Annotated in this window: 22 protein-coding genes; 11 read left to right on the top strand and 11 right to left on the bottom strand. The window is 70.1% G+C overall.

Going from position 1 to position 26,742, the window contains the following annotated elements:
- Positions 1 to 701: 701 nt before the first annotated feature.
- The 4 genes from ABT001_RS02655 to ABT001_RS02640 all read left to right on the top strand — a co-directional run bounded on the left by ABT001_RS02655 (position 702) and on the right by ABT001_RS02640 (position 4,112).
- Complete coding sequence (locus ABT001_RS02655; protein ID WP_351271222.1) at positions 702 to 1,730, top strand: S66 family peptidase; 1,029 nt, start codon at positions 702 to 704, stop codon at positions 1,728 to 1,730.
- A 204-nt stretch (positions 1,731 to 1,934) separates the two neighbouring features.
- Complete coding sequence (locus ABT001_RS02650) at positions 1,935 to 2,822, top strand: DUF1963 domain-containing protein (RefSeq protein ID WP_351271219.1); 888 nt, start codon at positions 1,935 to 1,937, stop codon at positions 2,820 to 2,822.
- A gap of 470 nt (positions 2,823 to 3,292) precedes the next feature.
- A complete protein-coding gene (gene panD / locus ABT001_RS02645; protein WP_351271216.1) occupies positions 3,293 to 3,718 on the top strand; it encodes an aspartate 1-decarboxylase in 426 nt (141 codons plus the stop codon).
- A gap of 37 nt (positions 3,719 to 3,755) precedes the next feature.
- On the top strand, positions 3,756 to 4,112 hold the full coding sequence (locus ABT001_RS02640; protein WP_351271213.1) for a GNAT family N-acetyltransferase: 357 nt from the start codon (positions 3,756 to 3,758) through the stop codon (positions 4,110 to 4,112).
- A 362-nt stretch (positions 4,113 to 4,474) separates the two neighbouring features.
- On the opposite strand, the gene ABT001_RS02635 is transcribed toward ABT001_RS02640, so the two are convergent.
- The 4 genes from ABT001_RS02635 to ABT001_RS02620 form a co-directional block, all read right to left on the bottom strand.
- The gene (locus ABT001_RS02635) at positions 4,475 to 5,845 is read right to left on the bottom strand and encodes a type III PLP-dependent enzyme domain-containing protein (RefSeq protein ID WP_351271210.1); all 1,371 of its coding nucleotides are present in this window, start codon (positions 5,843 to 5,845) and stop codon (positions 4,475 to 4,477) included.
- Positions 5,846 to 5,886: 41 nt separating this feature from the next.
- Entirely contained in the window at positions 5,887 to 6,684 is a 798-nt protein-coding gene (locus tag ABT001_RS02630) for a family 1 encapsulin nanocompartment shell protein (protein WP_351271207.1), read from the bottom strand.
- The gene (locus ABT001_RS02625) at positions 6,681 to 7,751 is read right to left on the bottom strand and encodes a Dyp-type peroxidase (RefSeq protein WP_351271205.1); all 1,071 of its coding nucleotides are present in this window, start codon (positions 7,749 to 7,751) and stop codon (positions 6,681 to 6,683) included. Before ABT001_RS02625 ends, ABT001_RS02630 begins: the two co-directional genes overlap by 4 nt.
- 309 nt (positions 7,752 to 8,060) lie before the next feature.
- The gene (locus ABT001_RS02620; RefSeq protein ID WP_502967402.1) at positions 8,061 to 8,657 is read right to left on the bottom strand and encodes a TetR/AcrR family transcriptional regulator; all 597 of its coding nucleotides are present in this window, start codon (positions 8,655 to 8,657) and stop codon (positions 8,061 to 8,063) included.
- 55 nt (positions 8,658 to 8,712) lie between these two features.
- Here ABT001_RS02620 and ABT001_RS02615 point away from each other — a divergent pair, with 55 nt between their 5' ends.
- A complete protein-coding gene (locus tag ABT001_RS02615; protein ID WP_351271199.1) occupies positions 8,713 to 8,991 on the top strand; it encodes a hypothetical protein in 279 nt (92 codons plus the stop codon).
- Positions 8,988 to 9,842, top strand: coding sequence for an alpha/beta hydrolase (locus ABT001_RS02610; protein WP_351271197.1), 855 nt, complete (start codon positions 8,988 to 8,990; stop codon positions 9,840 to 9,842). Before ABT001_RS02615 ends, ABT001_RS02610 begins: the two co-directional genes overlap by 4 nt.
- A 466-nt stretch (positions 9,843 to 10,308) precedes the next feature.
- Here ABT001_RS02610 and gnd read toward each other — a convergent pair whose 3' ends face one another.
- The 3 genes from gnd to ABT001_RS02595 all read right to left on the bottom strand — a co-directional run bounded on the left by gnd (position 10,309) and on the right by ABT001_RS02595 (position 14,533).
- Positions 10,309 to 11,748: an NADP-dependent phosphogluconate dehydrogenase gene (gene gnd / locus ABT001_RS02605; protein ID WP_351271194.1), complete on the bottom strand. Its 1,440-nt coding sequence runs from the start codon at positions 11,746 to 11,748 to the stop codon at positions 10,309 to 10,311.
- Between the two features lie 205 nt (positions 11,749 to 11,953).
- A complete protein-coding gene (locus ABT001_RS02600) occupies positions 11,954 to 13,792 on the bottom strand; it encodes an ABC transporter ATP-binding protein (protein ID WP_351271192.1) in 1,839 nt (612 codons plus the stop codon).
- A 261-nt stretch (positions 13,793 to 14,053) separates the two neighbouring features.
- Entirely contained in the window at positions 14,054 to 14,533 is a 480-nt protein-coding gene (locus ABT001_RS02595; protein WP_351271190.1) for a DUF5709 domain-containing protein, read from the bottom strand.
- 534 nt (positions 14,534 to 15,067) lie between these two features.
- On the opposite strand from ABT001_RS02595, the gene ABT001_RS02590 reads away from it, so the two are divergent.
- The gene (locus ABT001_RS02590; RefSeq protein WP_351271187.1) at positions 15,068 to 16,540 is read left to right on the top strand and encodes a UDP-N-acetylmuramoyl-L-alanyl-D-glutamate--2,6-diaminopimelate ligase; all 1,473 of its coding nucleotides are present in this window, start codon (positions 15,068 to 15,070) and stop codon (positions 16,538 to 16,540) included.
- A 92-nt stretch (positions 16,541 to 16,632) separates the two neighbouring features.
- On the opposite strand, the gene ABT001_RS02585 is transcribed toward ABT001_RS02590, so the two are convergent.
- A complete protein-coding gene (locus ABT001_RS02585) occupies positions 16,633 to 17,280 on the bottom strand; it encodes an HD domain-containing protein (RefSeq protein ID WP_351271184.1) in 648 nt (215 codons plus the stop codon).
- Between the two features lie 281 nt (positions 17,281 to 17,561).
- Between ABT001_RS02585 and ABT001_RS02580 the strand changes: the two genes are divergently transcribed.
- The 3 genes from ABT001_RS02580 (at position 17,562) to ABT001_RS02570 (ending at position 22,032) form a co-directional block, all read left to right on the top strand.
- Positions 17,562 to 19,070 carry a carboxylesterase/lipase family protein gene (locus ABT001_RS02580; RefSeq protein ID WP_351271181.1) on the top strand — a complete coding sequence of 503 codons (1,509 nt, stop codon included), beginning with the start codon at positions 17,562 to 17,564 and terminating at the stop codon, positions 19,068 to 19,070.
- A 177-nt stretch (positions 19,071 to 19,247) separates the two neighbouring features.
- Positions 19,248 to 20,384: a S1 family peptidase gene (locus tag ABT001_RS02575; protein ID WP_351271544.1), complete on the top strand. Its 1,137-nt coding sequence runs from the start codon at positions 19,248 to 19,250 to the stop codon at positions 20,382 to 20,384.
- A gap of 529 nt (positions 20,385 to 20,913) precedes the next feature.
- The gene (locus ABT001_RS02570) at positions 20,914 to 22,032 is read left to right on the top strand and encodes a DUF1996 domain-containing protein (protein ID WP_351271178.1); all 1,119 of its coding nucleotides are present in this window, start codon (positions 20,914 to 20,916) and stop codon (positions 22,030 to 22,032) included.
- Positions 22,033 to 22,206: 174 nt separating this feature from the next.
- Here the strand turns inward: ABT001_RS02570 and ABT001_RS02565 are convergent, their stop codons facing one another.
- Together ABT001_RS02565 and ABT001_RS02560 are read right to left on the bottom strand one after the other, a co-directional pair.
- Positions 22,207 to 22,581 (bottom strand): hypothetical protein, encoded by a 375-nt coding sequence (locus ABT001_RS02565; protein ID WP_351271176.1) that lies wholly within the window; start codon positions 22,579 to 22,581, stop codon positions 22,207 to 22,209.
- A gap of 235 nt (positions 22,582 to 22,816) precedes the next feature.
- Positions 22,817 to 23,887 carry a LacI family DNA-binding transcriptional regulator gene (locus ABT001_RS02560; RefSeq protein WP_351271174.1) on the bottom strand — a complete coding sequence of 357 codons (1,071 nt, stop codon included), beginning with the start codon at positions 23,885 to 23,887 and terminating at the stop codon, positions 22,817 to 22,819.
- Between the two features lie 221 nt (positions 23,888 to 24,108).
- Here ABT001_RS02560 and ABT001_RS02555 point away from each other — a divergent pair, with 221 nt between their 5' ends.
- Positions 24,109 to 25,434: a transglycosylase family protein gene (locus ABT001_RS02555; protein WP_351271171.1), complete on the top strand. Its 1,326-nt coding sequence runs from the start codon at positions 24,109 to 24,111 to the stop codon at positions 25,432 to 25,434.
- Here ABT001_RS02555 and ABT001_RS02550 read toward each other — a convergent pair.
- A complete protein-coding gene (locus ABT001_RS02550; protein WP_351271169.1) occupies positions 25,404 to 26,534 on the bottom strand; it encodes a DMT family transporter in 1,131 nt (376 codons plus the stop codon). The two genes, ABT001_RS02555 and ABT001_RS02550, sit on opposite strands and share 31 nt — an antisense overlap.
- Positions 26,535 to 26,742 lie beyond the last annotated feature (208 nt).

The raw sequence follows: 26,742 nt of genomic DNA, 5'->3' as shown, positions 1-26,742 counted from the left end.
CCGCGCTCGTCGAGTAGCTCCTGAGCAGCTCGGCCGGTCTTTCGCCGGACACCGTCACCCGCCCCACTGCCCAGTGGCAGGCCGACCACAAGGCCTTCGGCGAGCGCGACCCGGCCGGCAGCGACTGCAGAATGCCCGGGCCGCGATCGAGACGGCGGGCGGGTTCGAGGCCCAGCCGGCGGAGCAGGAGTGCGGGAGGAGGACTACTTTTGCGTCTTCTGCGAGGTGGTGGCAGGAGAGGTAGTGCCGGATGACCACCTCATGGGTGAAGCCGGACGGACGAGCAATCCCGGCTCGGTCCAGGGCGTCCGCGACAGCAGACCACGACCGTACGTCCGGGCAACAGCCGGTCGATTGATCGCAGGCTCCTTCCGCACCCACCGTCCGGACTGCACGCGGGAGCTCATCTCGCCGGCCCCGAGCGCCGACTCGCCGGTAAGTGGAGGCGCCTTGGGATCAGACAGGAGGGCGAACGAGCGGAAGCATGCCCGTCAGTGACGTCAGCCGCGCCTCACGTCACGGGTGGCGACCCTGGCCTCAGCAGTCCCGGCTCGGTCTGCTCTCCAGAGGTCCGCCAGATACCCGGGACGGGATGGAACGCTCTTCGGACACGTGTTTCCGAGCTGTGCCCGTCAGATCTGCTCTTCGTGGCATGCAAAGTCGATGTCGCACTGCTCCGGAGTCGTGTCAGACTTCCGCGCATGTCGGTTCGATATCCGCGCCCCCTGCGTCCTGGTAGCCGCATCGGCGTCACCTCTCCTTCGAGTGGGGTCCCGAAAGAGCTACGCAGACGCCTTGACGTGGCGATCCGCGATGTAGAGGCCCGGGGGTACGAGGTAGTTGTTGGCCGCTGCATGGACGGTGCAGGCCATCTCAGCGCCCCTGCGGCCGATCGCGCTAGTGAGCTGATGTCGATGCTGACAGATCCCGACATCAGAGCGGTGGTGCCGCCGTGGGGCGGGGAGACGGCGATCGACCTGCTGCCGCTGCTGGACTGGGACCGGCTGCGTGATGCCGAGCCGACCTGGCTCGTCGGATTCTCCGACATGTCGACCATCATCACGCCGCTGACCCTCCTCACCGGGATGGCGACAGTGCACGGCTACAACCTCATGGACACGCCTTACCGGGCGCCGGAAGGGCTGTTGTCATGGCTCGATATTGTCGCTGCCCCGCAGGGGCATCGGTACACGCAGACCCCGCCGAACCGCTACCGAGCCACGGGCTGGGACGACTACCGTGCCCACCCGGAGGTGCGGGAGTACACGCTTGACACGCCCGGCAGGTGGACCCGGCTGGACGGCGAGGGGGACGTGGAAGTCGAGGGGCGTCTGATCGGGGGCTGTATCGAGATGCTGTGCAACCTCACGGGAACGACCTACCTCGATGTCTCAGCCTTTGCACGGGCCGAGTGTCCGGAAGGTCTCCTCGTGTACGTCGAGGCAGGAGGCGACGACGCCTTCGCCATCTGCAGGAACTTGCACGGGATGAGGCTGGCCGGCTTCTTCGACACGGCGAACGCGATCCTCGTCGCCCGGACGTCGGCACCCGGCGCCGACTCGCTCACCCAGCACCAAGCCGTGCTCGACGTACTCGGCCCCTTGCGCGTTCCGATCATCGCTGATGTCGAATGCGGCCATGTCCCGCCGTACCTGCCCATCGTCAACGGAGCACGCGGCCGGGTTGTACACACCTCAACGCGCAGCGAGTTGACCCAGACACTGGACTGATGTCTCATGCCGGCCCGTAGACGACAGGGCTGACTCACGCTCCCGTTGAGGGCATGCACGACGTCGCCTTGGAGCTGCGCGGCTTCCTGGAGGTGGATCCGCCGGAATGGTCCGAGTGACCGACCGCTCGCTCAACCGTGTACAGCCCTGCTCACCAATACCTCGATGACACAGCCAGGTTGGGCATAGTTTATCTTTTCGGGCATGGATCATCAGGGTAGGTTTCGTCGGGCAGCGCTTGAGTTGGGCATCCCGGATGACGAGATCAGCAGATTTGGGCAGCACCTTCGTCTGTCGATCGGATTGTCAGTGGGCGGTGGTTCTGCGGTCGGGCGGTTAGGCGGGTCGCCCCGGCTGCCGGTGGGCATGGAGTGGCCGTCCGCAGGGGACGTACCGTTGCCGTTGCTCCTTTCCGTCGATTGCGGGGCGCTGCCGAGAGTCGACGGATTCGACCTGCCGGCGGACGGGACGCTGTTCTTCTTCGTGCACCAGGAGATGGACCATGCGGACAGTTCCGGGAGGTACGCGCGAGTCGTGTATGTGCCGGACGGTACGGAAACCGCGGCCGCGGAAGCCCCCAGCTCCGAGTGTGTCCGCGAGCAGTTCGACGTCAGCGCCCAGCTCAGGGCCGAACTGCCCCTCTGGCTCCAGGAAGGCGAGGACGAGGACTGGCACGAGTTCTGGGAGGACCTTGACTGGGATGACATGTCGCCCTTCCAGCAGGAGCTGGCCCGGTACATGGAGTCCGACCTGCCGCACCTGGACGAGCTTCGGGCTCTGGCTCACCGTCTCTGGCCGTCTGGAGCCTACGTCGTCATCGGCGGGTATGCCGATGACGAGGTGATCAGCAGCATTGCGGAGCAGACCCTCGCGGGACGCGAGAAGACAGGCGAGATCCCAGTTGTCCCGATCGCGAAATGGTATTCCCACCTGGAAAAGGAAAAGCACCGGCTGGCGGGTGAATGGATATCGCTCGCCAGTGAAGCCCGGGTTTATGAGGAGTACTGCACGAGCTTTGTGATCCGTCACGACGACTTGGCCGCCGCTCGGGTGGACAAGGCGCTAGCCGTGACCAGTTTCGAAACCCCGTGACCGTGTGCAATGCACCTCTTGCCCTGGAGAGCCGGCGGAAGGCTGCTCACAGAGACTGTCCAGGTGTCCGCGCCGATGGCCACGATCGGCCCGGCGAGGTTCTTGCTGTCGCGGACGGGAACGGTGGGACAGCGTCGCTCTGGGCCACCTCGGCTCCAGGGACCTGCGTCAAGGCCCCCGTGGGTCGCCCATGTTCCTGACCGCCGTCCGGATTGCCGGAGTGACGGTGATCACGGGCAGTCTTCGGTGGGAGCTGCGTAGGCTTGTGCGGTCGCCGCGGTGGGGTCGGGAGGGTGAGCCAAGCTCTCTTGTGGCTGCCTGACGAGCCGTCAGGGAAATGGGCAAAGTGATGAGCATGAGTCCTGAAAGGCATGGGGAACGCTGCCCGAGCGCGCGACTGGTTGTAAAGTAGGGAAACAGCACTTGACCTGCAAAAACGCAGGCAGGGAGCCTAGCCCGGGAGTATTTCCATGATGCGTACCATGTTCAAGTCCAAGATTCACCGAGCCACCGTCACCCAAGCCGACCTGCACTATGTCGGCTCGGTGACGGTCGACGCCGACCTGATGGACGCCGCGGATCTGCTGCCCGGTGAGCTCGTGCACATAGTCGACATCGACAACGGCGCCAGGCTCGAGACGTACGTCATCGAGGGGGAGCGCGGCTCCGGTGTCATCGGGATCAACGGCGCCGCCGCCCACCTGGTCCACCCCGGCGACCTGGTCATTCTCATCAGCTACGCACAGGTCGACGACGCGGAGGCGCGTGCGCTCGTGCCCAGTGTGGTGCACGTCGACGCCGGGAACCGCATCGTGGAGCTGGGCACCGACCCCTCGGCGCCCGTGCCGGGTACGCGCACCGAGCGCAGCCCGCAGGCGGTGTCTGCCCGGAGCTGATCCGACCACGCCGTCCACCGTACGAGGAGCACCCGCCATGGCGCCGGAGAACACCGCAGTGGAGATCCAGGACGACCGTGAGAGCGGCAGGCTGGTGGCGTACGAGGACGGCGCCGCGGTGGGGTACATCGCGTACTTCGCGATGTACCCCGAGCCCGGCGCGCTCGTCGCCGTGCACACCGTCGTCGAGCCGCAGCACGAGGGCAGGGGCGTCGCCGGCGCCCTCGCACGGGCCCTCTACGCCATGGCGGCCCGCCAAGGGGTCCCCGTCGTTCCTCTCTGCCCGTACGTCGTCAGGTGGGCCCGGCGCCATCCGGAGGAGGCGCCGGAGGCCCCTGAGGAGCTGGTACGCGGGGCCGAGCGGCAGCTCGGGTCACACCCCGAGCTGTTCTGAGGGCGGTCGGGGAGTGCCCGAGGGGCCCGGGACCGGAGTCCCGGCGCGTACGTGTGGACTCGGCAGGCGCGGGCAGCCGCTCGGGGAGACGGTGGAGATGAGATCCACTCGTTCTGTCCGTCTTCGTTGGAGGACCGAGATGACCCACCCGAATCCCACCCCCGTGCCGCCCGCGCCGACGCCCCCGCCCGTGCCGGGGCCGCCGACGCCGGTACCCTCCCCGCCGCCGGTGCCGCCGGTGCCGCCGGGCCCGGTGCCGCCCGGCCCCGCGCCCGACCCGATCCCGCAGCCGCCGAACCCGAACCCCGAACCGGTACCCGAGCCGGAGCCCGCGCCCCAGCCGGCGGGGTGATCCGGAAGTGTCAGGGGGTCCCGTGGAGCCCTGTCAGCGCATCGGCGTGGTGCAGCCCGCTCTCCGCCGCCACCGAGTCCAGTGACTGCGCCTCGCGCACCGGGGCGAAGCGCAGTCCGCCGGCCGCCCCCGCGAAGCCGTACACCGGGGGCCTGGGCAGACTGTTGTAGGCCCACGGCGTGGAGAAGTAGTACGCCCCTGTGTCGTAGAGCGCCACGAAGTCTCCCTCCCGCAGTTCGGGCAGTTCCCGGGCATGGGCCACGATGTCCCCGGCGAAGCAGCATGGCCCGGCGATGTCCTGCACCATCAGCGGGCCGCTCCGGGGATTTCCCTGGCCGTCGAACGCGCCGACCCGGAGCGGCCAGGCATCGGGCATGAGGACGGTTCGCGTCGCGATCTGTGCACCCGCGTGGGTGAGCGCGATACGGCGCCCGCCCGCATCCTTCGTGTATTCGACCCGCGCCCCGATGAAGCCGTTCTTGGCGAGCAGTGATCTGCCGAATTCGGTGACCAGTTCGTAGCGCCCGTCGAAGATCCCGGGAGCGGCCTCCATGAGCGCCGCGACGTATGCCGCGAAGGTGGGCCGGGTCTCGTCGTCGGCGAAGTTGACCGGCAGCCCGCCCCCGATGTCGAGCCCAACGACCCGGCGCGTCCCGAGCGAATCGTTGATCTTTTCGGCGAGCCGGTACGTCTCCGCGATGCCCGCGGCGATCAGTTCCAGGGAACAGCCCTGCGAGCCGACGTGGGCGTGCAGCCGGGTCAGCCAGGGGCGCTCGGTGAAGGCCTGGACGACCCGCTCACGGGCACCGGGGTCACGCAGGGCCACACCGAATTTCGAGGTGGCCGTCGCCGTGCTCATGGCCGCGATGGAACCTCCCCCCACCTGCGGGTTCACCCGCAGACCCAGGACGGACGCCGAGCCGGGGGAGCGGAGCTCCTCGATGCGGCGGAGCTCTCCGAAACTGTCCGCGTTCACCGCGACACCGAGCGCCAGTGCCAGCCGGAGTTCGTCGCGGGTCTTGGCCGGTGAGTCCAGGACGATCCGTGCGGGCGGGAAGCCGGCCTCGACCGCGAGCCTCAGTTCGCCTGGCCCGGCCACCTCGCACCCCATGCCGCAATCGGCGAGCAGCCGCAGCACCGGGATCAGCGAGGCCGCCTTCGCGGCGAAGGTGTGCAACACCCGTACACCCGGCTCAGCGGCGAAGGCGTCCCGCAGAGCGTCGACGGAGTCGCGTATCCCGTCCGCGTCCAGGAACCCTGCGAGGGGGCGTTCCTCGCCGAGCAGCCCTCCCGCCACCGCGAGGCGGAGCGCCTCGGCGAAGCGGTCCGAGCGCGAAGCGGGTGGAGGGCCCCCGGCTGCGGCGGAGTTCGACGTCGGCATGGAACGGTTGTCGTCGATGGGAGCCTCCCGGATCTGCGCGTTCAGGCGATGAGTGGGACCACGGCCTCGGGCGTCAGCATCCGGAAGGTGAACGCCTGGTGGAAGTAGAGCCGGATGCTCGTCGCGTCGTGGTCCAGATATCCGATGGACAGATCCTGGCCCAGGCACAGCTCGAAGTCACCCCCACGGGTCGACAGCAGGACACCTCCGGCGACGGCGGGCGCCCACAGGATGGGGTCGTCGAGCTGCCGGGCCAGATGGGTGGCCACCGGATAGCCGTGGTCGGAGGTCTCGGTGGCCTCGGTGAACGCGTCGGCGCCGAGCAGCAGCCGGTACGGACCGTCGACCCCCGCCAGCCGCAGCCGCGTCAGGGCTTGCCCCACCGCCGCCGGATAGTCGCGGGCATCGGCGGGCAGCGGAACCGGGGCGTGCGAGGAACCGTCGCGCAGGCCCGTGATGCCGGCGGCCGTGTACCCGTCGATGACGGCCATGTCCTCGGCGAACGCACAGGTGCGGGCCGCGTCCTTGACCGGCTGCCAGTCGCTGTCCGCCGAACCGCGTTCCACGTCGTCGACGGCCGCTCTGGTCACGGTGAACGGCACCCGCCACTCGATGACCGGTACCGCCGTGCGGGCACGGGCGATCACATCCGGGGTCGGCGGGTCGATGTCACGCAGGTGCCCGTCGCCGACCGCCGACAGCTCCGGTCCCTGCGGGGCACTGACGTCCACCACCCGGCGGCCGGCCACATGACGGGCGAAGGTGCGTCTGGCCTCCTCCTCGATCTGCTCCCAGGCTGAACCGGTGACGGGGGCGAGCTCGCGGTGCAGATTGTTCATCGTGGGGCGCTTTCTCGCAGGCTGCCGATGTGCAGCGAACCGTCGCGGTCCATCGCCGGGTCCGGGGCGAGCCGTTCCGGGGGCTGCGGCTCCGGGGCGGCGACGGATCCGGTGGGGGAGGGCGACGGGGGAGGGGCGTCGAGGAAGTCGGCGCTCGGGGCGTGGAACAGCGTGCCGGTGACCGCCGTGGAGAAGTCGAGAATGCGGTCATGGGTTCCGGGCGGGCTGCCCAGGAACATGTTGCGGAGCATCTGCTCGGTGACCCCGGGGTCGGCCGCGTACCCGATGAAGTACGTGCCGAACTCGCCCCGCTCGAAGCTGCCGAAGGGCATGTTGGCGCGCAGGATGTCGCGTTCTGTTCCGTCGTCCTCGGTGACGGTGTTCAGGGCGACGTGCGAGTCCGGCGGCTTGACGTCGTCGGAGAGCTCGATGTCGGAGAACTTCGTACGCCCGATGATCCGTTCCTGCGCCTCGGTGCTGAGCCCGTTCCAGCCGGCCAGGTCGTGCAGGTACTTCTGTACGACGACGTAACTGCCACCCTGGAACACCGGGTCCTCCGGACCGACGACGGCCGCCGCCCTGGCGTCGTCCCCCACCGGGTTCTCCGTGCCGTCGACGAAGCCGAGCAGATCCCGGTGGTCGAAGTAGCGGAAGCCGTGTGCCTCGTCGACGACCTTCACGGCGCCGCCGAGCCGTCCCAGGAGCTGGGAGACCCACTCGTAGCAGACGTCCATCTGTTCGGCGCGTACGTGGAACAGCAGATCGCCCGGTGTGGCCGGGGCGCGGTGAAGCGGTCCCCGAAGCTCCTGGAACGGGTGGAGGCGGGCCGGTCTGGGGCCGGCGAACAGACGGTCCCAGGCGTCCGACCCGAAGCCCGTCACGCACGCGAGTCCGGCGCTCGGTACCCGGAAACCGATCGATCGCGCGTACGCGGAGAGATCGGGCAGCACGTCGTGCACGGCGGATTCGCCGCCCGGCTCGATCGTCGCGACCAGGACCACCGCGGCGCTGGTCAGCGGCGACACGACGGGCTGGACCACAACGGGTTCCGGTACGGCGTCGGCCATGCGCGCACTCCGTGGATGGTGGACAGGATTCCCCTGCCACTTATCCACACCGGGCCCCCGGCCGCACCCCGGCCCGGCCCGGCCGGGGTACGCGCGCCGGCCCGGCCGGCCGTGGTCTCCGATCATGGCGATGCCGTCCAGCGGTGCGCCGCCCGAACACACCCCCACACCAGGGTGCCGGTCCGGATTCCGAGGACGACGGCCCAGGCACTTCTGCGCCGGCCGAGAGCCGACGTGCGCAAGATCAGCGCCGTGTCGAGTCCGAGAGCCGGGGGGCAGACGAGGCGGCGGCCCGGGTCGAGGGCCTGCTCAACGCTCCGGATCTGATCGTGGAACGGTTCGGGCCTCCTTCATGCTCAGGATCAAGGGGACCGCGTCCTCCGAGCGGGTTCCGGGTGTCAGGACTTCCTGCAGGAGGAGGCCGCGGATCGCGGCAACGGTGACGCCGGCCACAGCCCGCGCTTCCTCGGCGCCGAGCCCTTCGCGTTCCGCGAGTGAGGACAGCGTCACGGTCAGGTCGCCGATCGACTCCACGAACTCGCGGAAGTCCCCGGGGTCGTGCGCGGCCAGTCCGACGACGTAGAAGAAGCCGCGGGTACGCGACAGCTGCTCCGGTCGGGTGTAGGCGCGCCAGATCGCGGCAACGAAATCGTTGAAGCTGCCCTGCTGAGCGGCCTCCAGAAGTGCCTCGTTGTCTCGGGACCGCTGCGCCGTGAGCATTGCGGCCAGGACGCCCGGGAGCGACCCGAAGTGGTAGCGCAGCAACGCGTGACTGGTCTCGATCCGGGCGGCGATCTCACGGAGCGACATCTCCGGCGGTGGGAGGGCCTCGCCGAAGGCGTCGAGAAGCCGTGCCAGGAGTCGCTCGCGCGCGCTGCCCTTGCGTTCCGAGGTTGACAGGATCATTCCCACAGTTTATCCATTGGAAAAGACAGTTCGGTGGTTCCGTGTTGCTCCGCACATGGTCGCAGCCGGCTCGCGACGACGGAGGATCGATCATGGGACCGCTCATGTGGTCGGCTCGGCGGTCATCGACGGATCGGGGCGCGACCCCAGCGACCTCGACGTCACCATCGGGAACGACCGCATCACCCGACTCGGCTCCTCCGGCGTGCACGGTGAGCGAGTCGACGCCGAGGGACCGGCGATGACGCCCGGCCCGATCGACGCTCACGTCTCCGACCCCAACAACGCCGGCCTCGTCATCCTGGCCGGCCACATCGCGAAGGACCTCAGATGAGCACCATATGGCAAGGCTGCCTGCCCCACACCGAGTACTTCGAGATGCGCTCCAGCGGTGGGCACGACTACGGCATCTGGGTCACCACGCCACCGGCCTACGACCCCGCCGTGGCCCAGGCGCCTGTCGTGTACGTCCTCGACGGCAACTGGGCCGTGGGCATGACTGCCCCCCTCACCGTCACGCAACTCGACCCCATGCAGCCGATCCAGCCCTACGTCCAAGTCAGCGTGGGCTACGCGGGCGACGAAGCGGAGCAGTGGGAGCGGCTCCGCAACCGCGACCTCGTGCCCCCCGGCGAACCCATCGCGAAGGAGTACGTCGATGCGGTGGAGATGGGCGTCGAGACAGGCACGATGACTCGCGAGCAAGCCGACTCCTACCTCGCCGAACTGAGCGACAGCCGCGGGGACATGTTCCTGGACTTCATCACCGACGACCTGCACCCGCGGATCGAACGCGACTACGGCACAGCCCCGAGCGGTCACGGCCTCTTCGGATACTCCTACGGCGGACTCTTCAGCCTCTACGCCTGGCTCACCAGGAGCGACTTCTTCGAGAGCATCGGCGCGGGCAGCCCCGGCATCGTCGGTGCGGACAGCCAGATATTCGCTCGTCTGCAAGCGATGGGTGACACCCTGCCCGCTACCAAACTTCACGTGACCTTCAACGACCGAGAGATCCTCGGTGACCTGCCGGTCTACCAGAATCTCGCGAAGAACGCGGCCACGTTCCTTCACCACCTCACCTCACGCGGCGGATCCGTCACCAGCGCACTCATGCACGAAACGCACGTGACGGGGCTGCAGGCATCGTTCCTCAGCTACCTCAGGACCTGCCGCGCCCAGTGAGCCCGGACGCCGCGGCACCGCCGCGCTGGGCGGCGGTGCTCCTGGCCCGCGCCGCCGCCCCGTGAGCCCGGCACCGATCGCCGTACCCGACCGGCCTGTCGAGCCCTAGCCGTTCACGCCGGGAAGCGGCGCCACCAGGGGAGAAACGGAACGGAGCAAGAGGCGCGCCGATGACTTCCACCGGTCTCTCGGAGGCACCGCGATCACGGTGTCCGGCGGATACCTGGCGTGTACCCACTGCCCCCATGACTGGGCCGACCTCAAGAGCGCCGGATCGGTCCTGCGTCCGGCCTGCCCCAACTGTGATCAGCGAAGGCTCCCGGGGTGACATCCTGGGGACTCTCACGTCTGTCGCAGACGCTTTTCGGGGTCGTTCAACCAGGTACGCAGGTAAGGGCCCTGGCAGTGCCGAAAAAGGCCTCCGAGGAGATTCCCTTCCGGTGCTGGAGCTTTCGCCGGGCGTCGGTCAGCTCTGGACTTCGGTCCTGTCACCGCCCCAGAGGGTGTGGAAGGTGCCCTTGCGGTCGGTGCGGTGGTAGGTGTGTGCGCCGAAGTAGTCGCGTTGGCCCTGGGTGAGGGCAGCGGGGAGGCGTTCGGCGCGCAAGGAGTCGTAGTAGGCGAGGGCGGCGGCGAAGGCGGGGGTGGGGACGCCCTGGGTGACGGCGGTGGCGATCACGGTGCGCCAGTCGTCCTGGGCGGCGGCGATCTCCTCTGCGAAGCTCTTGTCGGAGAGGAGGCTGGGCATGTGGGGCTGGGATTCGTAGGCGTTGGTGATCCTGTCGAGGAACGCGGCCCGGATGATGCATCCGCCGCGCCAGATGGAGGCGACCTTGCCGAGGTCGATGTTCCAGTCGTACTGCTTGCTGCCGGCGGAGATCTCGTGGAAGCCCTGGGTGTAGGCAACAATCTTCGAGGCGTACAGGGCCTGCTCGACCTGGTCGGCGAAGGCCGCCGCCTCGTCCGTGCCGAGTGTGCGGGCGGTCGGTCCTGCGAGGTCGCGTGAGGCGTCGCGGAGGTCGGCGTGGCCGGAGACGGAGCGGGCGAAGACGGCCTCGGCGATGCCGGAGACGGGAACGCCCAGGTCGAGGGCGATCTGTACGGTCCAGCGGCCGGTGCCCTTCTGCTCCGCCTGGTCGAGCACGACATCCACGAAGGGGTTGCCGGTCGCCACATCGACATGCGAGAGCACCTCTGCGGTGATCTCGATGAGGTAGGAGTCCAGACGCCCGGTGTTCCAGGTACGGAAGATGTCCGCGATCTGCGCGGGGGAGTAGCCGGCCACGTCCCGGAGCAGGTGGTACGCCTCGGCGATGAGCTGCATGTCCGCGTACTCGATGCCGTTATGGGTCATCTTCACGAAGTGCCCGGCGCCGTCCGCCCCGATGTGTGTGACGCACGGGGCGCCGTCCTTGGCCTTTGCGGAGATCTTCTCCAGCATCGGCCCGAGCGAGTCGTACGACTCCTTGCTGCCGCCCGGCATGATGCTCGGTCCGTCGAGCGCGCCCTCCTCGCCGCCCGAGATGCCGGTGCCGACGAAGTGGATGCTCTGCGCGCGCAACTCGTGCTCCCGGCGGCGCGTGTCGGCGAAGTGTGCGTTGCCTCCGTCGATGATCACGTCGCCGGGTTCGAGGAGAGGCGCGAACTCCGCGATCACCGCGTCCGTGGGATCTCCGGCCTTCACCATGATGACCAGGCGCCGTGGCCTTTCCAGGGCCGCCACGAACTCCTCGGCACTCTCGGTCGCGATGAAGTCACCTTCGTCGCCGAACTGTTCGACGAGCTCCTGGGTGCGGGCGGCCGTGCGGTTGTGGAGGGCGACGGTGTACCCGTTGCGTGCGAAGTTCCGGGCCAGGTTGCGCCCCATGACGGCAAGCCCCGTGACACCGATCTGCGCTGTGCTGCTCATTGTGGCTCTTGCCTGCTTCCGGTCTCGTGGTCTTCGGCAGTTCGGCCGACCGCCGGGATGGAACGCGCTGCGCTTCCGAGCTTACGAGGTGCGGACGACCACGGACGGGGAGGCGGCTGTGGTGTCGCCGATGTTCCCCGGATGGTTGTCGACGAACTGTTGCATCGCCGCTCGGTCCCTTGCGGAGCGCGGTCTGTGGGCGGCGTCACGACTGGGCCTGGTTCGGATGCACTCGGTGCCTCTCGCCGGTGGCGGTGTCGACGAGGAAGCCACCGGACTGGTGGTGCCAGAGCTTGGCGTAGGCGCCGTCGGTGTGCAGGAGCTCGTGATGCGTACCCTGCTCCGCGATGCGGCCGTGGTCGAGCACGATGAGCCGGTCCATGGCCGCGACCGTACTCAGGCGGTGCGCGACGACCAGCGCGGTCCGACCCTCCATCAACCGCCACAGCGCCTGTTGGACGAGGGTCTCGCTCTCGGAGTCCAGCGCGCTGGTGGCCTCGTCGAGCAGCAGGACCGGCGCGTCGCGCAGGATCGCCCGGGCGAGGGCGACCCGCTGGCGCTGCCCGCCGGAGAGCTTGACGCCGCGCTCCCCGACCATCGTGTCGAAGCCGGACGGCAGTTGGTCCGCGAACTCCGTGACATGGGCCGCTTCGGCGGCGGCGCGGATCTCCGCGTCCGTGGCGTCCGGGCGGGCGAACCGGATGTTCTCGCGCAGGGTGCGGTGGAACATGGCCGGTTCCTGCGGGACGTACGCGATCAGGCTCCGCAGGTCGGACTGGCGTAACCGGCTGATGTCCTGACCGCCGATCAGGATGCGGCCGGATCGGACGTCGGCCATCCGCAGGAGCAGCCGGGTGAGCGTGGTCTTGCCGCCGCCCGACCGCCCGACGAGACCGATCCTGGCCCCGCTCGGTACGTCGAGCTCCAGCCCCTCGAAGATGGGGTCGCCCCCGTCGTGGGCGAAGGTGACCTGCTCGAAGCGGACGCCCGCGGCCTGCGGGTTCAGTGGCTCCGGAGCTACGGGGTCGAGCACGCCGGGTTCGACGAGGAGCAGCTCGGTGAACTGGGCGGCCTCGGTCATCGAGCTCTCGAGGCGACGGTAGATCTGATTGAACTCGAACATGATGCGGGTCGAACCGGTGTAGTAGGTGAAGGCGACCACGATCGCCTCGACGCTGCCGCCGCCTGCGCCGATCCCGACGGCGAGGAGCAGGCCCATGGCGTTGGTGAGCACCGACATCGGTGCGACGAGCGTGTCGATGCGCAGATTGCCGTAGTCCCACGAGCGCATCGTCAGCCGTCGGGACTCCGCGACCCGCGCCCGGTGCTCGGCGGCCTCGCGTTCCTCGGCGGCGAAGGCGCGCACGGTGTCCATGTTCATCAGTACGTCGGACACATGGCCCGACACCCGGGCGATCGCCTCCTCGCGCCGGTCGACCAGTTTCTGCCGGCGTCGGATGAGAGGCGCGGCGCACACCGCGGTCACGGCGATCATCGTCAGCAGGCCGGCCACCAGCAGGGGGTCGTAGGTCCACAGGATCACCGTGCCGAACAGCAGCGGGGCCAGACTCCCGACGACGTTGAACGTGAGGGTGTCGATGAAATCCTCGAAGCGTGAGGCGAAACTCAGCACCCTCTTGGTCAGTGATCCGGCGAAGTTGTCCTGGTAGAACGAGGCGTCCTTGGCGAACAGCTCGTCCATACCGGTGACATACAGGTTCTCGATGCCTCGGGCGTCGACGCGGTTGAGGCAGTGCAGTCCCAGCCGCCACATGGTTTCCGCCAGGAGCAGCACTCCGGCGAACACACCGACGTAGGGCAGTGCCTCACGGAGGCCCAGGGTTCCGTCCTCGGCGATCCGGCCGACGAGTTTGGCGACGACCAGCGGCGCGATGTAGGTGATTCCGATGTTGCCGAGCGCCGGGAGTATGAGCCCGGGGACGGAAAGTCTGCGTTGGCGGGAGAGTTCCCGCAGGTAGTGACGGAGTGCGAGCCGGACCGGGCCCTTGCCCGGTCCGTTGCCGTGAGACTGCTGCGATCCCATGCCGACCTCATGTCGTTTCGCGGGCAGTTGCTCCGGGCTCCGCCGTGGGGGAGGCCAGTGTGCCGAGAAGGCACCGAGCCGCGGCCTGCGGAAGGCCGCGCGTCCATGGCAGGAGGTCCGGGGAGAGGGAGTCTTGCGCGGCCGGGTGGTCGGCGTCCAAGCGTTTTCATCGGCGCGGGCACCGCACCAGTGCGTTTCGGCCGGGTAGGTCCGTGCTCCCTGGCCCCGGGGGCCCCGTGGGCCGCGTCCGACGGCGCTGCCTCAGAGCACCGGCTCGTCCCCGAAGAGGTCCCGCTCCTCGGGGATCAGGTGCATCGCCGCTTCCTCGGCGGACGCCGCCGCGCCGTCGATGCCGACGTCCTGCGCGGTGAGGGTGGAGGGCACATGCCCGTCGCCCTCCTGCGTGAGCCTGCCCGCGAGCTCCGGCCCCGCTCCCTCCACGTCGTAGAGCTCCCCGTCGCCGTCCACCGGATCGCCGGGGACGTCGGGGACAGGATCGGCGCTCTCGGGGACCTCCCTGGTGAGACGGCTGTCGAGGGACTCGCCCGTGTGCTGCTCCGAGGCGGTGGTGCCCTCGTCGTCGACCGCCCAGGGCCGGTCGGGCGGGGAGTAGCCCTCGTCCAGGGCGTCGGTGATCCCGGACGTGTCCAGGGTGTCCTCCGGATCCAGCAGGTCAGCGGGGTCGGAGGCCTCCGGCTCCTGCGGCTGGTAGACGTCGTCCCCCCGGTCGCTGTCGCTCATGGCGTGTCCCTTTCTCCGGGTCCCCCTGTACGCAATTCCACTCCGGTCCGGCGAGCGGCGCAACGGAAGCGGGTTCCGGGGCTTCGCGGCACCGCCACGATCGCCACCGCCGTCGGGGCCGACCGTCGAGCTCGGCGACCGGCATGACCGAGTCCAGGCACGCGTCGACGCGCTTCGCGCTCGACGCGTCACGAGGGTGGGGAGCAGCCGTACACCGATGAAGCGGAATCCGGGGCACCCGTCCGGCGTACACTCGGCACATGGGTCGCGCCGTGGTCATAGGGAAGTGCCTGCACCAGGCCGCCCTCGGTGTGCCCCCGAGCTGCCGTAACGCCCTGCACGGGCACGGCTAGCGACCTTCAGGCGGTCACCGCCCCCCGGGCGACGCCCCGCCCCGCTCCTCCGCGTCACCTCCGCGCCCGATCCGAGCGCGCGGCACGGGCTCCACTTCACCACCGCTGCTTCGGCGCACCGCCGTCGCGGCATTCCGGCAACGGCCGCACCAGGCTCTAGCCACCCCTCGAAGGGACCATCTTGAAGCTGAGCGAGCTGCTGGCCGGACAGGCCCACCACGTCCTGCAGGGCGACCCGGAGAGGACGTACATCACCGCCGGGACGGCCTTCGACGCGGACCGGGTGGCGCCGGGATCGCTGTTCATCGCCGTGCCCGGACACGTGGAAGGCGGCCCCGGCGCGGTCGCCCCGGCCCTCGCCCGGGGCGCGGCGGCGGTCGTCGTGGAGGACGGCTTCGAGCTGCCCGCGTCCATGGTGGACGTGTGTGTCGTACAGGTGCCGGAGACCCGGAGCATGGCCGCAGTCGCGGCCTCCCGCTACTACGGCGAACCCGGCCGCCGGATGGACATGGTGGCGATCACCGGCACCAACGGGAAGACCTCCGTGTCGTACATGGTCGAGTCCGTGCTGCGGATCTCCGAGGGCGCGAAAGCCGGAGTCATCGGCACGGCGGGCAGCCGCATCGGCGACGAGCTGATCCCGATGCCCCGGTCGGTGCTGACCACCCCGGAATCCCCCGACCTGCAGTACCTGCTCGGCTGCATGCGCGATCGCGGGGTGGGGACCGTGGTGCTGGAGGCCACGTCCATGGGCCTGCTCACGCACCGCGTCGACCGCACGTTCGTCGACGTGGGGGTCTTCACCAACCTGAGCCAGGACCACCTGGACGACCACGGCACCATGGAGAACTACCGGGACGCCAAACTCCGGCTCTTCCAAGGGCTGTGCAAGCACGCCGTGGTCAATGCCGACGACCCGGTGGGCGCCCTCGTCGCTGCGATGATGCCCGGTGCGGTGACCACGTACGCCCTGGACACCGAGGCCGACTACCGGGCCACCGACCTGGTCGTCGACGCCTCGGGCACCCGCTTCACGCTGCACCACGACGGCCGCAAGTATCCCGCCGCGATCCCCGCGCCCGGCAGGTTCTCCGTGTCCAACGCGCTGGCCACGGTGGCGGCCTGCCACACCCTGGGCCACGCCCTGCCGGGCCTGGTCGCCGCGCTGGAACGGATGCCGCAGATCCCGGGCCGGTTCGAACGTTTCACCACCACGGACGACATCTCGGTGATCGTGGACTACGCGCACTCCCCGGACTCCCTGAACAAGGTGCTGAGCACCATCCGGGGCTTCGCCCGGTCCAAGGTCATCACCGTGTTCGGCTGCGGCGGGGACAGGGACACCACCAAGCGCGCCGAGATGGGGGAGATCGCGGGCACCCACTCCGATCTCTGCGTGCTCACCTCGGACAACCCGCGCGGCGAGGACCCCGAGAGGATCCTGGACCAGGTCGCACCCGGCATCGAGTCCACCGGAACCCGCTACGAACGCTTCGCGGACCGGCGCAGGGCCATCGATTTCGCCCTGGCGGAAGCCGGTCCGGGGGACGTCGTCCTGATCGCGGGCAAGGGCAGCGAGCCCTACCAGATCGTCGGTGACGAGTTGCTGCCCTTCAGTGACATGGCCACCGTGCGGGAACTCGTCGGGAGCTGACCCCGGCGGACGTCAGGACGTACGCACCTGTGACCGGGACCGCGGCCGGGACTGTCACCGCGTCCACGTGGGGCGGGCGCCGCGGAGCGGTGTCACTCGGGCCACGGCGAGTCCAGAACCGTACGGACGAAGTCCCCGCGTTCGAAGCCGGGGACATAGTGCTGGAGCACATCGGCCTTCACGTTGCCGAAGGCCGTCTCGGGCTTCGAGCGGATCCCGTCGGTGAACGCGGCAAGGATCCGCCGCTTGAAGTCCGGCCGTGGATGGAGTGCGACGATCGAGGCCCGGTCCGCGTCGGACACGTCCTCGTAGCCGATGCCGAGCACGTCGTACTCCACACCGGCCGTCACCAGTGCCACCTCGGGTTCCATGAAGGCGGGGATGCCCGGTGTGGTGTGCAGGGCGATGGCCGTCCACACCCGACGGACGCTGTCCTCCGGCACTCCGTGCGACCGCAGGAACCGGCGTGCCTCGTCCGCACCGTCCACCTCGAAGCGCCGGCCGCCGGAGCGGAAGCGCTCGCCGAGCCCGAGGTCGTGGAACATGGCCCCGACGTAGAGCAGTTCCGGGTCCCAGGAGAGATCGCGCCCACGGCCGCACGCGGCGCCGAAGAAGAAGACCCGGCGTGAGTGGTGGTAGATGAGATCGTCGGTCACGTCACGTACCAGTGCGGTCGCCTCTGCCGCGAGCCTCGTGTCCGGTACCCGCACACCCGCCGTCGGTGAGGAGTCGGTCGTCATGGTGGTCACCTCGCTTGCCAGGTCGGGCCCGACGCGTCACCGGTCCCTGTCGCTCCAGGATCCGTGCCGAGCGGGCATGCCGCCACGGGCATAGGGCCGTGCATCCCACATGCGGGGACAGGAGCCGCTCAGCAGCGGACGAGCGTGGTCCGGGCACGATTCACATCGCAACCGCGTCAATCGACGCGATTCCGGTGTTGGCCCGGGACGCCCGCCCACTGCCAGGCTGATCGCCGTGCCCGTCCGGCAGACGGCGGGGCGACGACGGCAGGGGAGCGCGGATGAGGGTGTTCAGGACACGGAGCGGGCCGGTCGCGGGATCCACGTCCCCGCACGCGCCCGAAGTGACCGTGCTGCGCGGGATCCCGTACGCCGCACCGCCGTTCGGAGCCGGCCGGTTCCGGGCCCCGCGCCCGGCCGCGTCCTGGGACGGGATCAGGGACTGTGCCGCCTTCGGGCCCGTGGCACCGCAGTCGGCGCGGTTGCCGGGAGCACCCGCATGGTCTCCCGGCGACGAGGACGTCCTCAGCCTCAACATCTGGACGCCGGGGAACGACGGCGACGCGCTGCCCGTGCTCGTCTGGATCCACGGCGGTGCCTACGTCTTCGGCTCCTCGGCGCAGCCTGACTTCGACGGCACCGTCCTGGCCGGCCACGGGCTCGTGGTCGTCACGTGCAACTACCGGCTGGGCTTCGAGGGGTTCGGTCATGTCCCACCTGCCGCCGGGACGGACCCCTGCCCGGACAACCGGGGGCTGCTCGACCAGATCGCCGCGCTCGAGTGGGTCCGGGACGACATCGCCGCGTTCGGCGGCGACCCCGGCCGCGTCACCGTGGCGGGGCAGTCCTCCGGGGCGTCCTCGGTCGCCTGCCTGATGGCGATGGACGGCGCGCGTGGACTGTTCGGGCGCGCCGTCGCCCACAGTGCCGTGAACGCCTGCGCCTCGCTCAGGTCCGCCGCCCGGACCACGACCGAGGTGGCCGCGGCGGCCGGAGTGTCCGCCACGTACGAGGGGCTGGTGTCCGCCTCCCCGAAGGCGCTGGTCGATGCCTCCGACCGGGTGACTGACGGATACCGACGCGACCCGGGCTCCGGAGCACGCCATTACGACCCGGCGATCTACGGTCCGGTGGCAGGGGGTGACGGCCTGCCCCGCGATCCACTCACGGCGTTCGCCGACGGCGCCGGCCGCGAGGTCGACCTGCTGGTGTGTCACACCGCCGAGGAGTACCGGCTGCTGGACGAGGTGGGCAGCTGTGCGAAGGTCACCGGGGAGGACCGACTCGCCTCCTTCGCGGCGGACTTCCGGATTCCGGAAGCCGTGATGGACGCCTATCGCGGACTCGCGCCGGGGGCCTCCGTGCACGACCTTTACCTGGCCGTGTACGGGGACATGATGTTCGGCGAGTACAGCTCCCGACTGGCCGAGGCGCATACCCGGGGAGGTGGCCGGACCCGCCTCTCGCGGTTCGTCCGGCAGCGTGACGGCCGGGGGAGGCCGGTCAGGGCCTGGCACTGCGCGGACATCCCGTTCGCCTTCGGCACCGTGGACGACGCGAACGTCCACTTCCTCATCGGAGGACCCCCGGGCCCCGCCGACCACGCCCTCGCCGCGCGCATGACGGGCGCGTGGGCGGAGTTCGCGGCCACCGGCGACCCCGGCTGGCCACCGCTCACCGCAACGGGCGGGCCTGTGCGGATCTGGGACACCCTCCCGAACCCCGTCGGCCGGTGGGACGCGTTCCGTGCGCCATGGCGGGCCGCCGGGCTGCCGCTCCTCACGCCCTGATCTCCGGCGGCGGAAGGCGGATCCGTACGACGTCATTGGCATGGACCTGCCCGGCGAACTGGACTACAGTCCGTGGCGACACCTCTGAGAGCGCTCTCAGAAGGCTCTCGGATGCTTCCTGTTCCACCCCCACGATGCTGGAACAACAGAAGGGGCACTCCCTTGAGACATACGACGATGGTGCGGACCGGACTCTCCGCACTGCTCATCATCGGCACCTGGGCGACCGCCGGACTGACCCAGGCCTCCGCATCCTCCGGCTCCCCCTCCTCGGCCGAACCCCAGGCTTCGGCGGGGATCGTCACGGCCATGCAGCGTGACCTCGGGCTGACGAAAAGCCAGGCGGAAGCGCGGCTCACCGCGGAGAAGGCGGCCACAGCACTCCAGGGAAAGGCGCGTAGTGCTGCCGGGGCGTCGTTCGGCGGTACCTGGTTCGACGCGGCCACCGGCAAGCTGACGGTGGCCGTCACGGACAGGGCCAAGGCCGGCGCCGTCCGCGCGACCGGCGCGGAGACCCGTGTGGTCGCTCACACGGCGCGTGAGCTCGACGCAGTCAAGGCCGAGCTGGACGCGCTCTCCGCCCCCGGTGGGGTCAGCAGCTGGCACGTCGATCCCCGGGCGAACACCGTGGTGGTGAACGTCGTCGCATCCGAGCGAGGTGACAACGATGTCCGTGCCTTCGTCGCGAAGGCACGCAAGGCCGGCCCCGTCACAGTGAAGCAGACCGCCGAGGCCCCGCAGACCTTCGCAGCCGGAACGGTGGGCGGCGACCCGTACTACACCGGAAACGTCCGGTGCTCCATAGGCTTCTCGGTGCACGGCGGCTTCGTGACCGCGGGTCACTGCGGCCAGGCCGGCGGAGCGGTCAGGGGCTGGGACGGCTCGGCCATCGGCACCTTCCAGGGTTCGTCCTTCCCCGAGAACGACTACGCCTGGGTGAACGTGGGCAGCGGCTGGTGGACCGTCCCGGTCGTCCTGGGCTGGGGCGCCGTGTCCGACCAACTGGTCCGCGGTTCCAACGAGGCCCCGATCGGCGCCTCGGTCTGCCGTTCCGGTTCCACCACTCACTGGCACTGCGGCAATGTCCTGGCCAAGAACGAGACGGTGAACTACCAGCAGGGCGCCGTCCGGCAGATGACCAAGACCAGCGTCTGTGCCGAACCGGGTGACTCCGGCGGCTCGTTCATCAGCGGCGACCAGGCGCAAGGCGTCACGTCGGGCGGCTGGGGCAACTGCAGCGGTGGCGGGGAGACCTGGCACCAGCCCATCAACGAGATCCTCAACCGCTACGGACTGACGCTCCACACGGCCTGACCGGCGGTTCCGCGGGCCCCGGTGGCCCCGCACCCGTGAGCGGGTCGGCCGCGACAGGGGGGTGGCCCCCTGTCGCGGCAGACCTCGGCCCTGATCCCACCAAGGCTCTCGGCCGCGCGCCGTCCGTTCGGCGGTTCCCCGCCCGTCGCGGCGCAACTGTTCTTCCCGCACCCGGAACGTGCCGGGGGGCTTCGTGCCCCCTGGGTCCACGCAGGTGCGGATGCCCGACCCGGTGCGTCCTGGGTCTGCCCGCCACGATGGCGGAAGGGGCGCCGGCCCCGGCCTCGCGTGGCCGACCGTGCGGGCGGCGCCGGCCCGGTTCCCGTAAAGGCTCATCGCTCAACACCCGTTATGCCGGACCGCGTTCACCCAGCCTTGACATGTTCTCGGCGGCGGCGCAACACTGACAGCGCTCGGGAGAGCGCTCTCCCACAGTTGCCGCGCTTCCCGTGCGACGAGGCACCGCCCAGCTCAACTCCCCCCACCGCGCACCGGATGTGCGCGGTCGCAGAGCGGCATGGAGGTCCGCATGACCGAAAGATCCAGCAGAGGCACCCTGGTGTCCGCCCTCGTCGTCGCCACCGCCCTGGCCCTGGTGATCATGGGGCTCACAGCGATCACCCGCGCCGGTGTCCCGTCGGCAGGGGCGGCGGTCCCGCAGCCCGCAGACGGGCCGGCCGCGGCGTCACACGTCATGCGGGGGCACACCGCCCCCGCGGGCGACCCCGTCCCGTCGGGCGACGATCCCGACGGTGACGGCTACATACCTGCGAACCCGCCGATCACCGGGGTGGAGCCGTCCGCCGAGATTCCGCCCCACCGGTACTTCCACGAGTTCCAGGCGAACTGCTCGGTCAGCCACACCGGATCCGTCGACCCGATCGTCTATCCCGGCCAGGCCGGTAAATCCCACAACCACACGTTCATGGGCAACGACACCACGGACGAGAACAGCACCACGGCCTCGCTCGGCGCGGGCCGCACCACCTGCAAGGCGCCCGGCGACCTGTCCGCCTACTGGATGCCCACCCTCTACGACGGCGACCAGGAGGTGCGTCCGGTCGGTCCGCAGACGATCTACTACAAGGCGGGTGTCACGGACTACCGGACCGTACGGCCGTTCCCCGCAGGGCTGCGCTTCGTCGTCGGCAGCCCGACTCAGACGGCTGAGCAGTTCCGTGACCATGCCGGCACGGTCGAGGGGTACGAATGCGGCGAGAGCTACCACAACCACGAGTTCCCGGCCGTGTGCCCGACCAGCCGGGACACGCAGCTCAACCTCCGTATGCAGGCGCCCAGCTGCTGGGACGGCAAGCACCTGGACACCCCGGATCACCAGGCCCACATGGCCTATCCGATCGTCACGGGCGCGAACCAGGACGTCTGCCCGACCGGTCACCCCGTCGCCCTGCCGATGATCGAGTTCAAGATGGCCTGGCCGGTCAACGGTGACATGTCGCGGGTGAGGCTGGCCAGCGGCACGGGCCATTCCTTCCACTACGACTTCTTCAACGCCTGGGACGAGGCCACGCTGGATGCCATGGTCGCCCACTGCATCGTGGGCGGTCTCCAGTGCGACGCCCGGGGGTACGACCAGAACAACCCCGGTGAAGGCGCCGCTCTGGACGAGAACTACGAACTTCCCTGACCGCCTCCGGCTCTTCCTCGAGGGCGCACCGCGGCCATGAGGGAGAGCGCTCTCCTGGTGCGAGTCCCACGCGGAGTCATGTTCCCCGCGAGGGCTCGGACGGCAGGGCGGCGGGCCCGCGGCCAGGCGCGCCGAGCAACACGTGCTGCGGCCCGCTCGCCCTGCGGGCGCGGGTCAGGCGCCCTCGGGCCCCTCGTCCCCCGAGCTCAGCTCCTCGGCCCGCAGTGCCAGGTCCTGCAGCACGTCGGCGGAGGTCACGTCCCCCTGCCCGGAGTCGTGGATCTGCGCGAGCGCGATGAAGGCCAGGGTGAACGCTCCCACGAGCTGTTCCACGGCGCCGCCGACCTCGCGCCCCACCAGGGCGGCCATCTCCTCGACGGTGGCGTCCGAAGGGATGGCGATGTGCGGCATCGTCTCGTTGAGGAGGGTCGTCACCATGCTGCCGCCGGCGTCCGGGTCGCCGTCCATGTCCTCCTCGGCGTGGCGCTGCATCTCTCCCGCTTCCGTGAGGATGCCGATCACTCGCTTGAGGACTTCGCTCTGCTCCATACGGCGAGCATAAGCGCCGGACCTCCCCCGTTCGATCGGCCTCCCGAGGTGTGCCGAACAGGGGATGCCCCTCGGCCACCCGCCGCTGTGGACCAGGCCGTGGCACCGGTCATGGCCGTATGCCCGACTGCCCCTGCCTGTGCGCCGCTTGACGGATCCCGCTGTGAGGCAGCCCGGCGGGATCGCCCGGCGGCACCTGGCCCGAGCCGAAGTCCTGTCGCGCCCGTCTCCCGTCCTACGCGGAGTCCCTGACGACCAGCACAGGCTCGAAGATCACCGAGGTCGCCGGGGTGTCCGGCGCGGAGAGCCGGGCCAGCAGCAGACCGGTCATCTCCGCGGCCATGTCCTCCACCGGTTGTCGCACCGTGGTGAGCGGCGGCCGACAGGCCGAGGCGGCGCCGCTGTCGTCGAAGCCGACCACGGCCACGTCCTCGGGCACCCGTCTGCCGTGTTCACGCAGCACATGGCACGCGCCCGTCGCCATGAGGTCGTTCCCGGCGAACACCCCGTCCAGGCCGGGGTGTTCGGCCAGCAGAAGCTCCATCGCCCGCTCCCCGCTCTCCTGGGTGAACCGCCCCTCGGCGACCGGGACGTCACCACGGCCGTGCCGTGCCATCGTCTCCTGGAATCCCGCGAGCCTCTCCTGCGCCGCCGGTATGTCCAGCGGTCCGCTGATGGTGGCGATCCGACGGGATCCGCGCGCCAGCAGATGCTCGGCGGCCAGCCGGGCACCGTCCCGGTGGGCCAGATCGACGTAGCTGATCCCTGCGGGCCCAGCGGGGCGCGCGTACAGGACCGCGGGCAGTCCGGCGGCCGTGATCAGGTCCGGCAGGGGGTCCAGTGCGTGGGTCGAGACGATCAGGGCGCCGTCGGCGCTGCCCTGTCGCAGATACGCCACCACGTCGTCCCTGTCCCGTGAGGTCTCGGCGAACATCAGCACCGGATGCATTCCTCGCGGCCGCAGGTGGTTGACGACACCCGTCACCACCCTGCCGAAGAAGGGATCGGCGGAGACCCGGGCGGTGAAGGAGCTCTCCCCGGCGGACCCTGCACCGTCCGGCTCGGCACCCGCGCCCGACACCACCAACGCGATGGCGTCCGCGCGCCGGGTGACCAGGGAGCGCGCCGCGCGGTTGGGTCTGTAGCCGGTGACCGAAACCGCCTGCCTGACCGCTTCCTGGATCGCCGGGTCGACGTTGCGCACTCCGTTGACGACCCTGGAGACCGTCGCGCGCGAGACGCCGGCGGCCCGTGCCACGTCTTCCAGTGTGGGCGCCGCACCGGGCGGCCGCAGAGCATCCGTCATGGGCGCATTTATACAGGAGGGAAGAGGCGGGATAGAGCGCTCTCCCACCTGCTTCCCGGGGCGGCCCCAGAGGCCCTCAGCAGGGCGTGCGCTCGGTTCTCGAGGTGGTGCGCAGGGGCGCACGGGAGGCAAGCGACAAGTGTTCACTTGTCACCACGCTTCGTATGACTATAAGTTGGCCGCTTGCGACGTGTCCTACAGCCAGTGGGGGGAACCTGATCATGGCCGCGACCGGACGGCACCGCAGATATCAGCCCAGTCGGATCAACCGTGTCTCGCTCACGGTGACGGCGGGAGGTGCGGGCATCGCGCTTCCGCTCCTCACCGCTGCCTCGGCAGGCGCTGCCACGACAGATGTGTGGGAGAAGGTCGCCGCTTGCGAGTCGACCGGAAACTGGCACATCAACACGGGCAACGGCCATTACGGGGGCCTGCAGTTCACCGGATCGACCTGGGCCGCCTACGGTGGCACGGCCTACGCCGCACGGGCCGACCTGGCGACCAAGGACCAGCAGATAGCCGTTGCCGAGAAGGTCCTCGACGGGCAGGGGCCCGGAGCCTGGCCCACGTGTTCCGTACGGGCCGGCCTGGAGAAGGGCGGCGACGCGCCCGACGCCGTCCCGCAGTCGGAACGCCGGGCGACCGCCGAGACGGGCCGGGACAAGGCTTCGGAGTCCGGCCCCGAGACGAAGCGGACCGCGCGTGACACCGAGGAAACCAAGGCGTCACCGGCCTCGGTGCCCGGACAGCAGGAGTCGTACACCGTCGCGCGGGGCGACTCCCTCTCCGGCATCGCGTCCGCCGAGCGGGTCCAGGGCGGCTGGCAGCGGCTGTACGCGGCCAACCGCACCGTGGTGGGCACCGACCCCGACCTCATAATCCCGGGACAGCGGCTGACGCTCGACGTGGCCGCGGCACCGCCGACGGCTCCGAAGCAGAAGGCCGTTCCGAAGCCCGCCACTCCGAGGACCGCGGAGAAGGCAGCACCCAAGGCCACCGAGAAGGCCACGGAGAAGGCCGCGGCCAAGCCCGCCGCTCCCAAGGCCACGGAGAAGCCCAGGGCCACGGAGAAGCCCAGGACCGCCGCGGCCCCCAAGAAGACATCGAAACCGCCCCAGCCCCAGAAGCAGGTCTCCAAGCAGCGGTCCGGCCTCACCGCCCCGGTGTCGGCCCGTACCGGCACGCCGTACCACCAGGCCGGGTCATGGTCGAGCGGCTACCACACGGGCGTCGACTTCCCGGTCCCCACCGGCACCTCGGTCAAGGCGGTGGCGTCCGGAAAGGTCGTCTCGGCCGGCTGGGCGGGCGCGTACGGCTACGAGATCGTCATCCGCCACAGCGACGGCAAGTACAGCCAGTACGCCCACCTCTCCTCGCTCCACGTGCGCGAGGGGCAGCAGGTCGGCAGCGGCCAGCGGATCGCACGCTCGGGATCCACCGGCAACAGCACCGGCCCGCACCTGCACTTCGAGATCCGCACAGGCCCCGGCTACGGGTCCGACATCGACCCGGTGGCCTACCTCAGGGCCGGTGGCGCCAGCGTCTGAACGGCCCCTTCCCGGGACTCCGAGTCACCCCGACGGCCTTTGACGGCGGCAGGCCGGCCATCGCCGAACTCCAGGCGACCGCCGCCGTGGTCCGACGGCAGGGTCAACGGGAGGGAGAGCGCCGTGGGTGCCGGGAAAGGGTCCGGCAGCACCGCCGTCCCCTGGGGTACGGCGGGCTTCGACTGCTCGGGCAACACCACCGCGTGCGGGCCGCCCGTCCCCGCGGCCGGGGCGTCGGCATCCGCGGCCGGCGTCCGCTCCGGTGCACGCCGCTCCGCCCCCACCCGTTCCGTGGTCAGCAGCACCAGACCGGCCGCCGCGAGCGCACCGCAGCCCAGGGCGAGCAGGGTGCCCGCCATGCCGTGGCGGAACTGCTCCCCGAACATCGTGAGGCCCACGGCGGCCGCCACGACCGGGTTGACCACGGTGACCGTCGCCAGCGGCGCCGTGAGCCCGGCGCCCCGGTACGCGGCCTGGGAGAGCAGCAGCCCCGCGGCGGCGAGCCCCGCGATCACCAGGAGCGTCGGCAGCCCGGAGGTCACCGATCCGGAGGTCCACTCCATCGCCACGGTCTTCGTGAAGACCGACGCCATACCGAAGGCGACACCGGCACCGGTGGCCAGCACCACACTGCGCAGCATCGGCCGGTGGAGCCCCTTGGCGAGCACCATCAGGACCACCACGGCACAGAACGTCCCCGCCGCCAGCGTCAACTGCTCAGGGCCGGCCAGTGTGTGGGACCCGGCGCTCCCCGTGAGCGCCAGCAGTCCGGCCAGGCCGACCGTGGCCATCAGGGCACCGCGCCAGGCGGTCCGCCCCGCCCGGCGCCGGACGAAGAGCGCCGCCATGGGGAGCGCGAAGACGATCGTGAGGGCTCCGAGCGGCTGTACGAGACTGAGCGGCCCGTACGCCAGCGCCACGACGTGCAGCACCGCTCCCACACCGTTGAGCGCCACCGCGACCCACCAGGTGCCGTTGCGCAGCGGTGCGTACGGGCGGCTGTCGCCGGCCGCGGCCACGCGCTCCTGGACTATCGCACCGGCCGCGTAGGCGACCGCGGAGACCAGGGACAGCAGCACGGAAAGCGCGAGGGAACTCATGTACACCACGATGTCCCGTCGGAGCCGCCGAGTCGTCAGCCCTGAGGCGGCGATTCGACGTACTGCTCCAGTAGTACGTCCATCACTCCAGGGTCCTCCTCCCGACGGTAGTCCTCCTCGCCCGAAGGCTCAGAACTTCACCGTGGAGGCTGACGCGTTGCCACCGCGCGATCGCTCCCCGTGCGTGCTGGACGCGACACCGTGCCGG

This window comes from Streptomyces sp. NPDC002793 (assembly GCF_040295485.1).
GTDB lineage: Bacteria > Actinomycetota > Actinomycetes > Streptomycetales > Streptomycetaceae > Streptomyces.
This window is presented reverse-complemented; position numbering and strand designations above follow the sequence as displayed.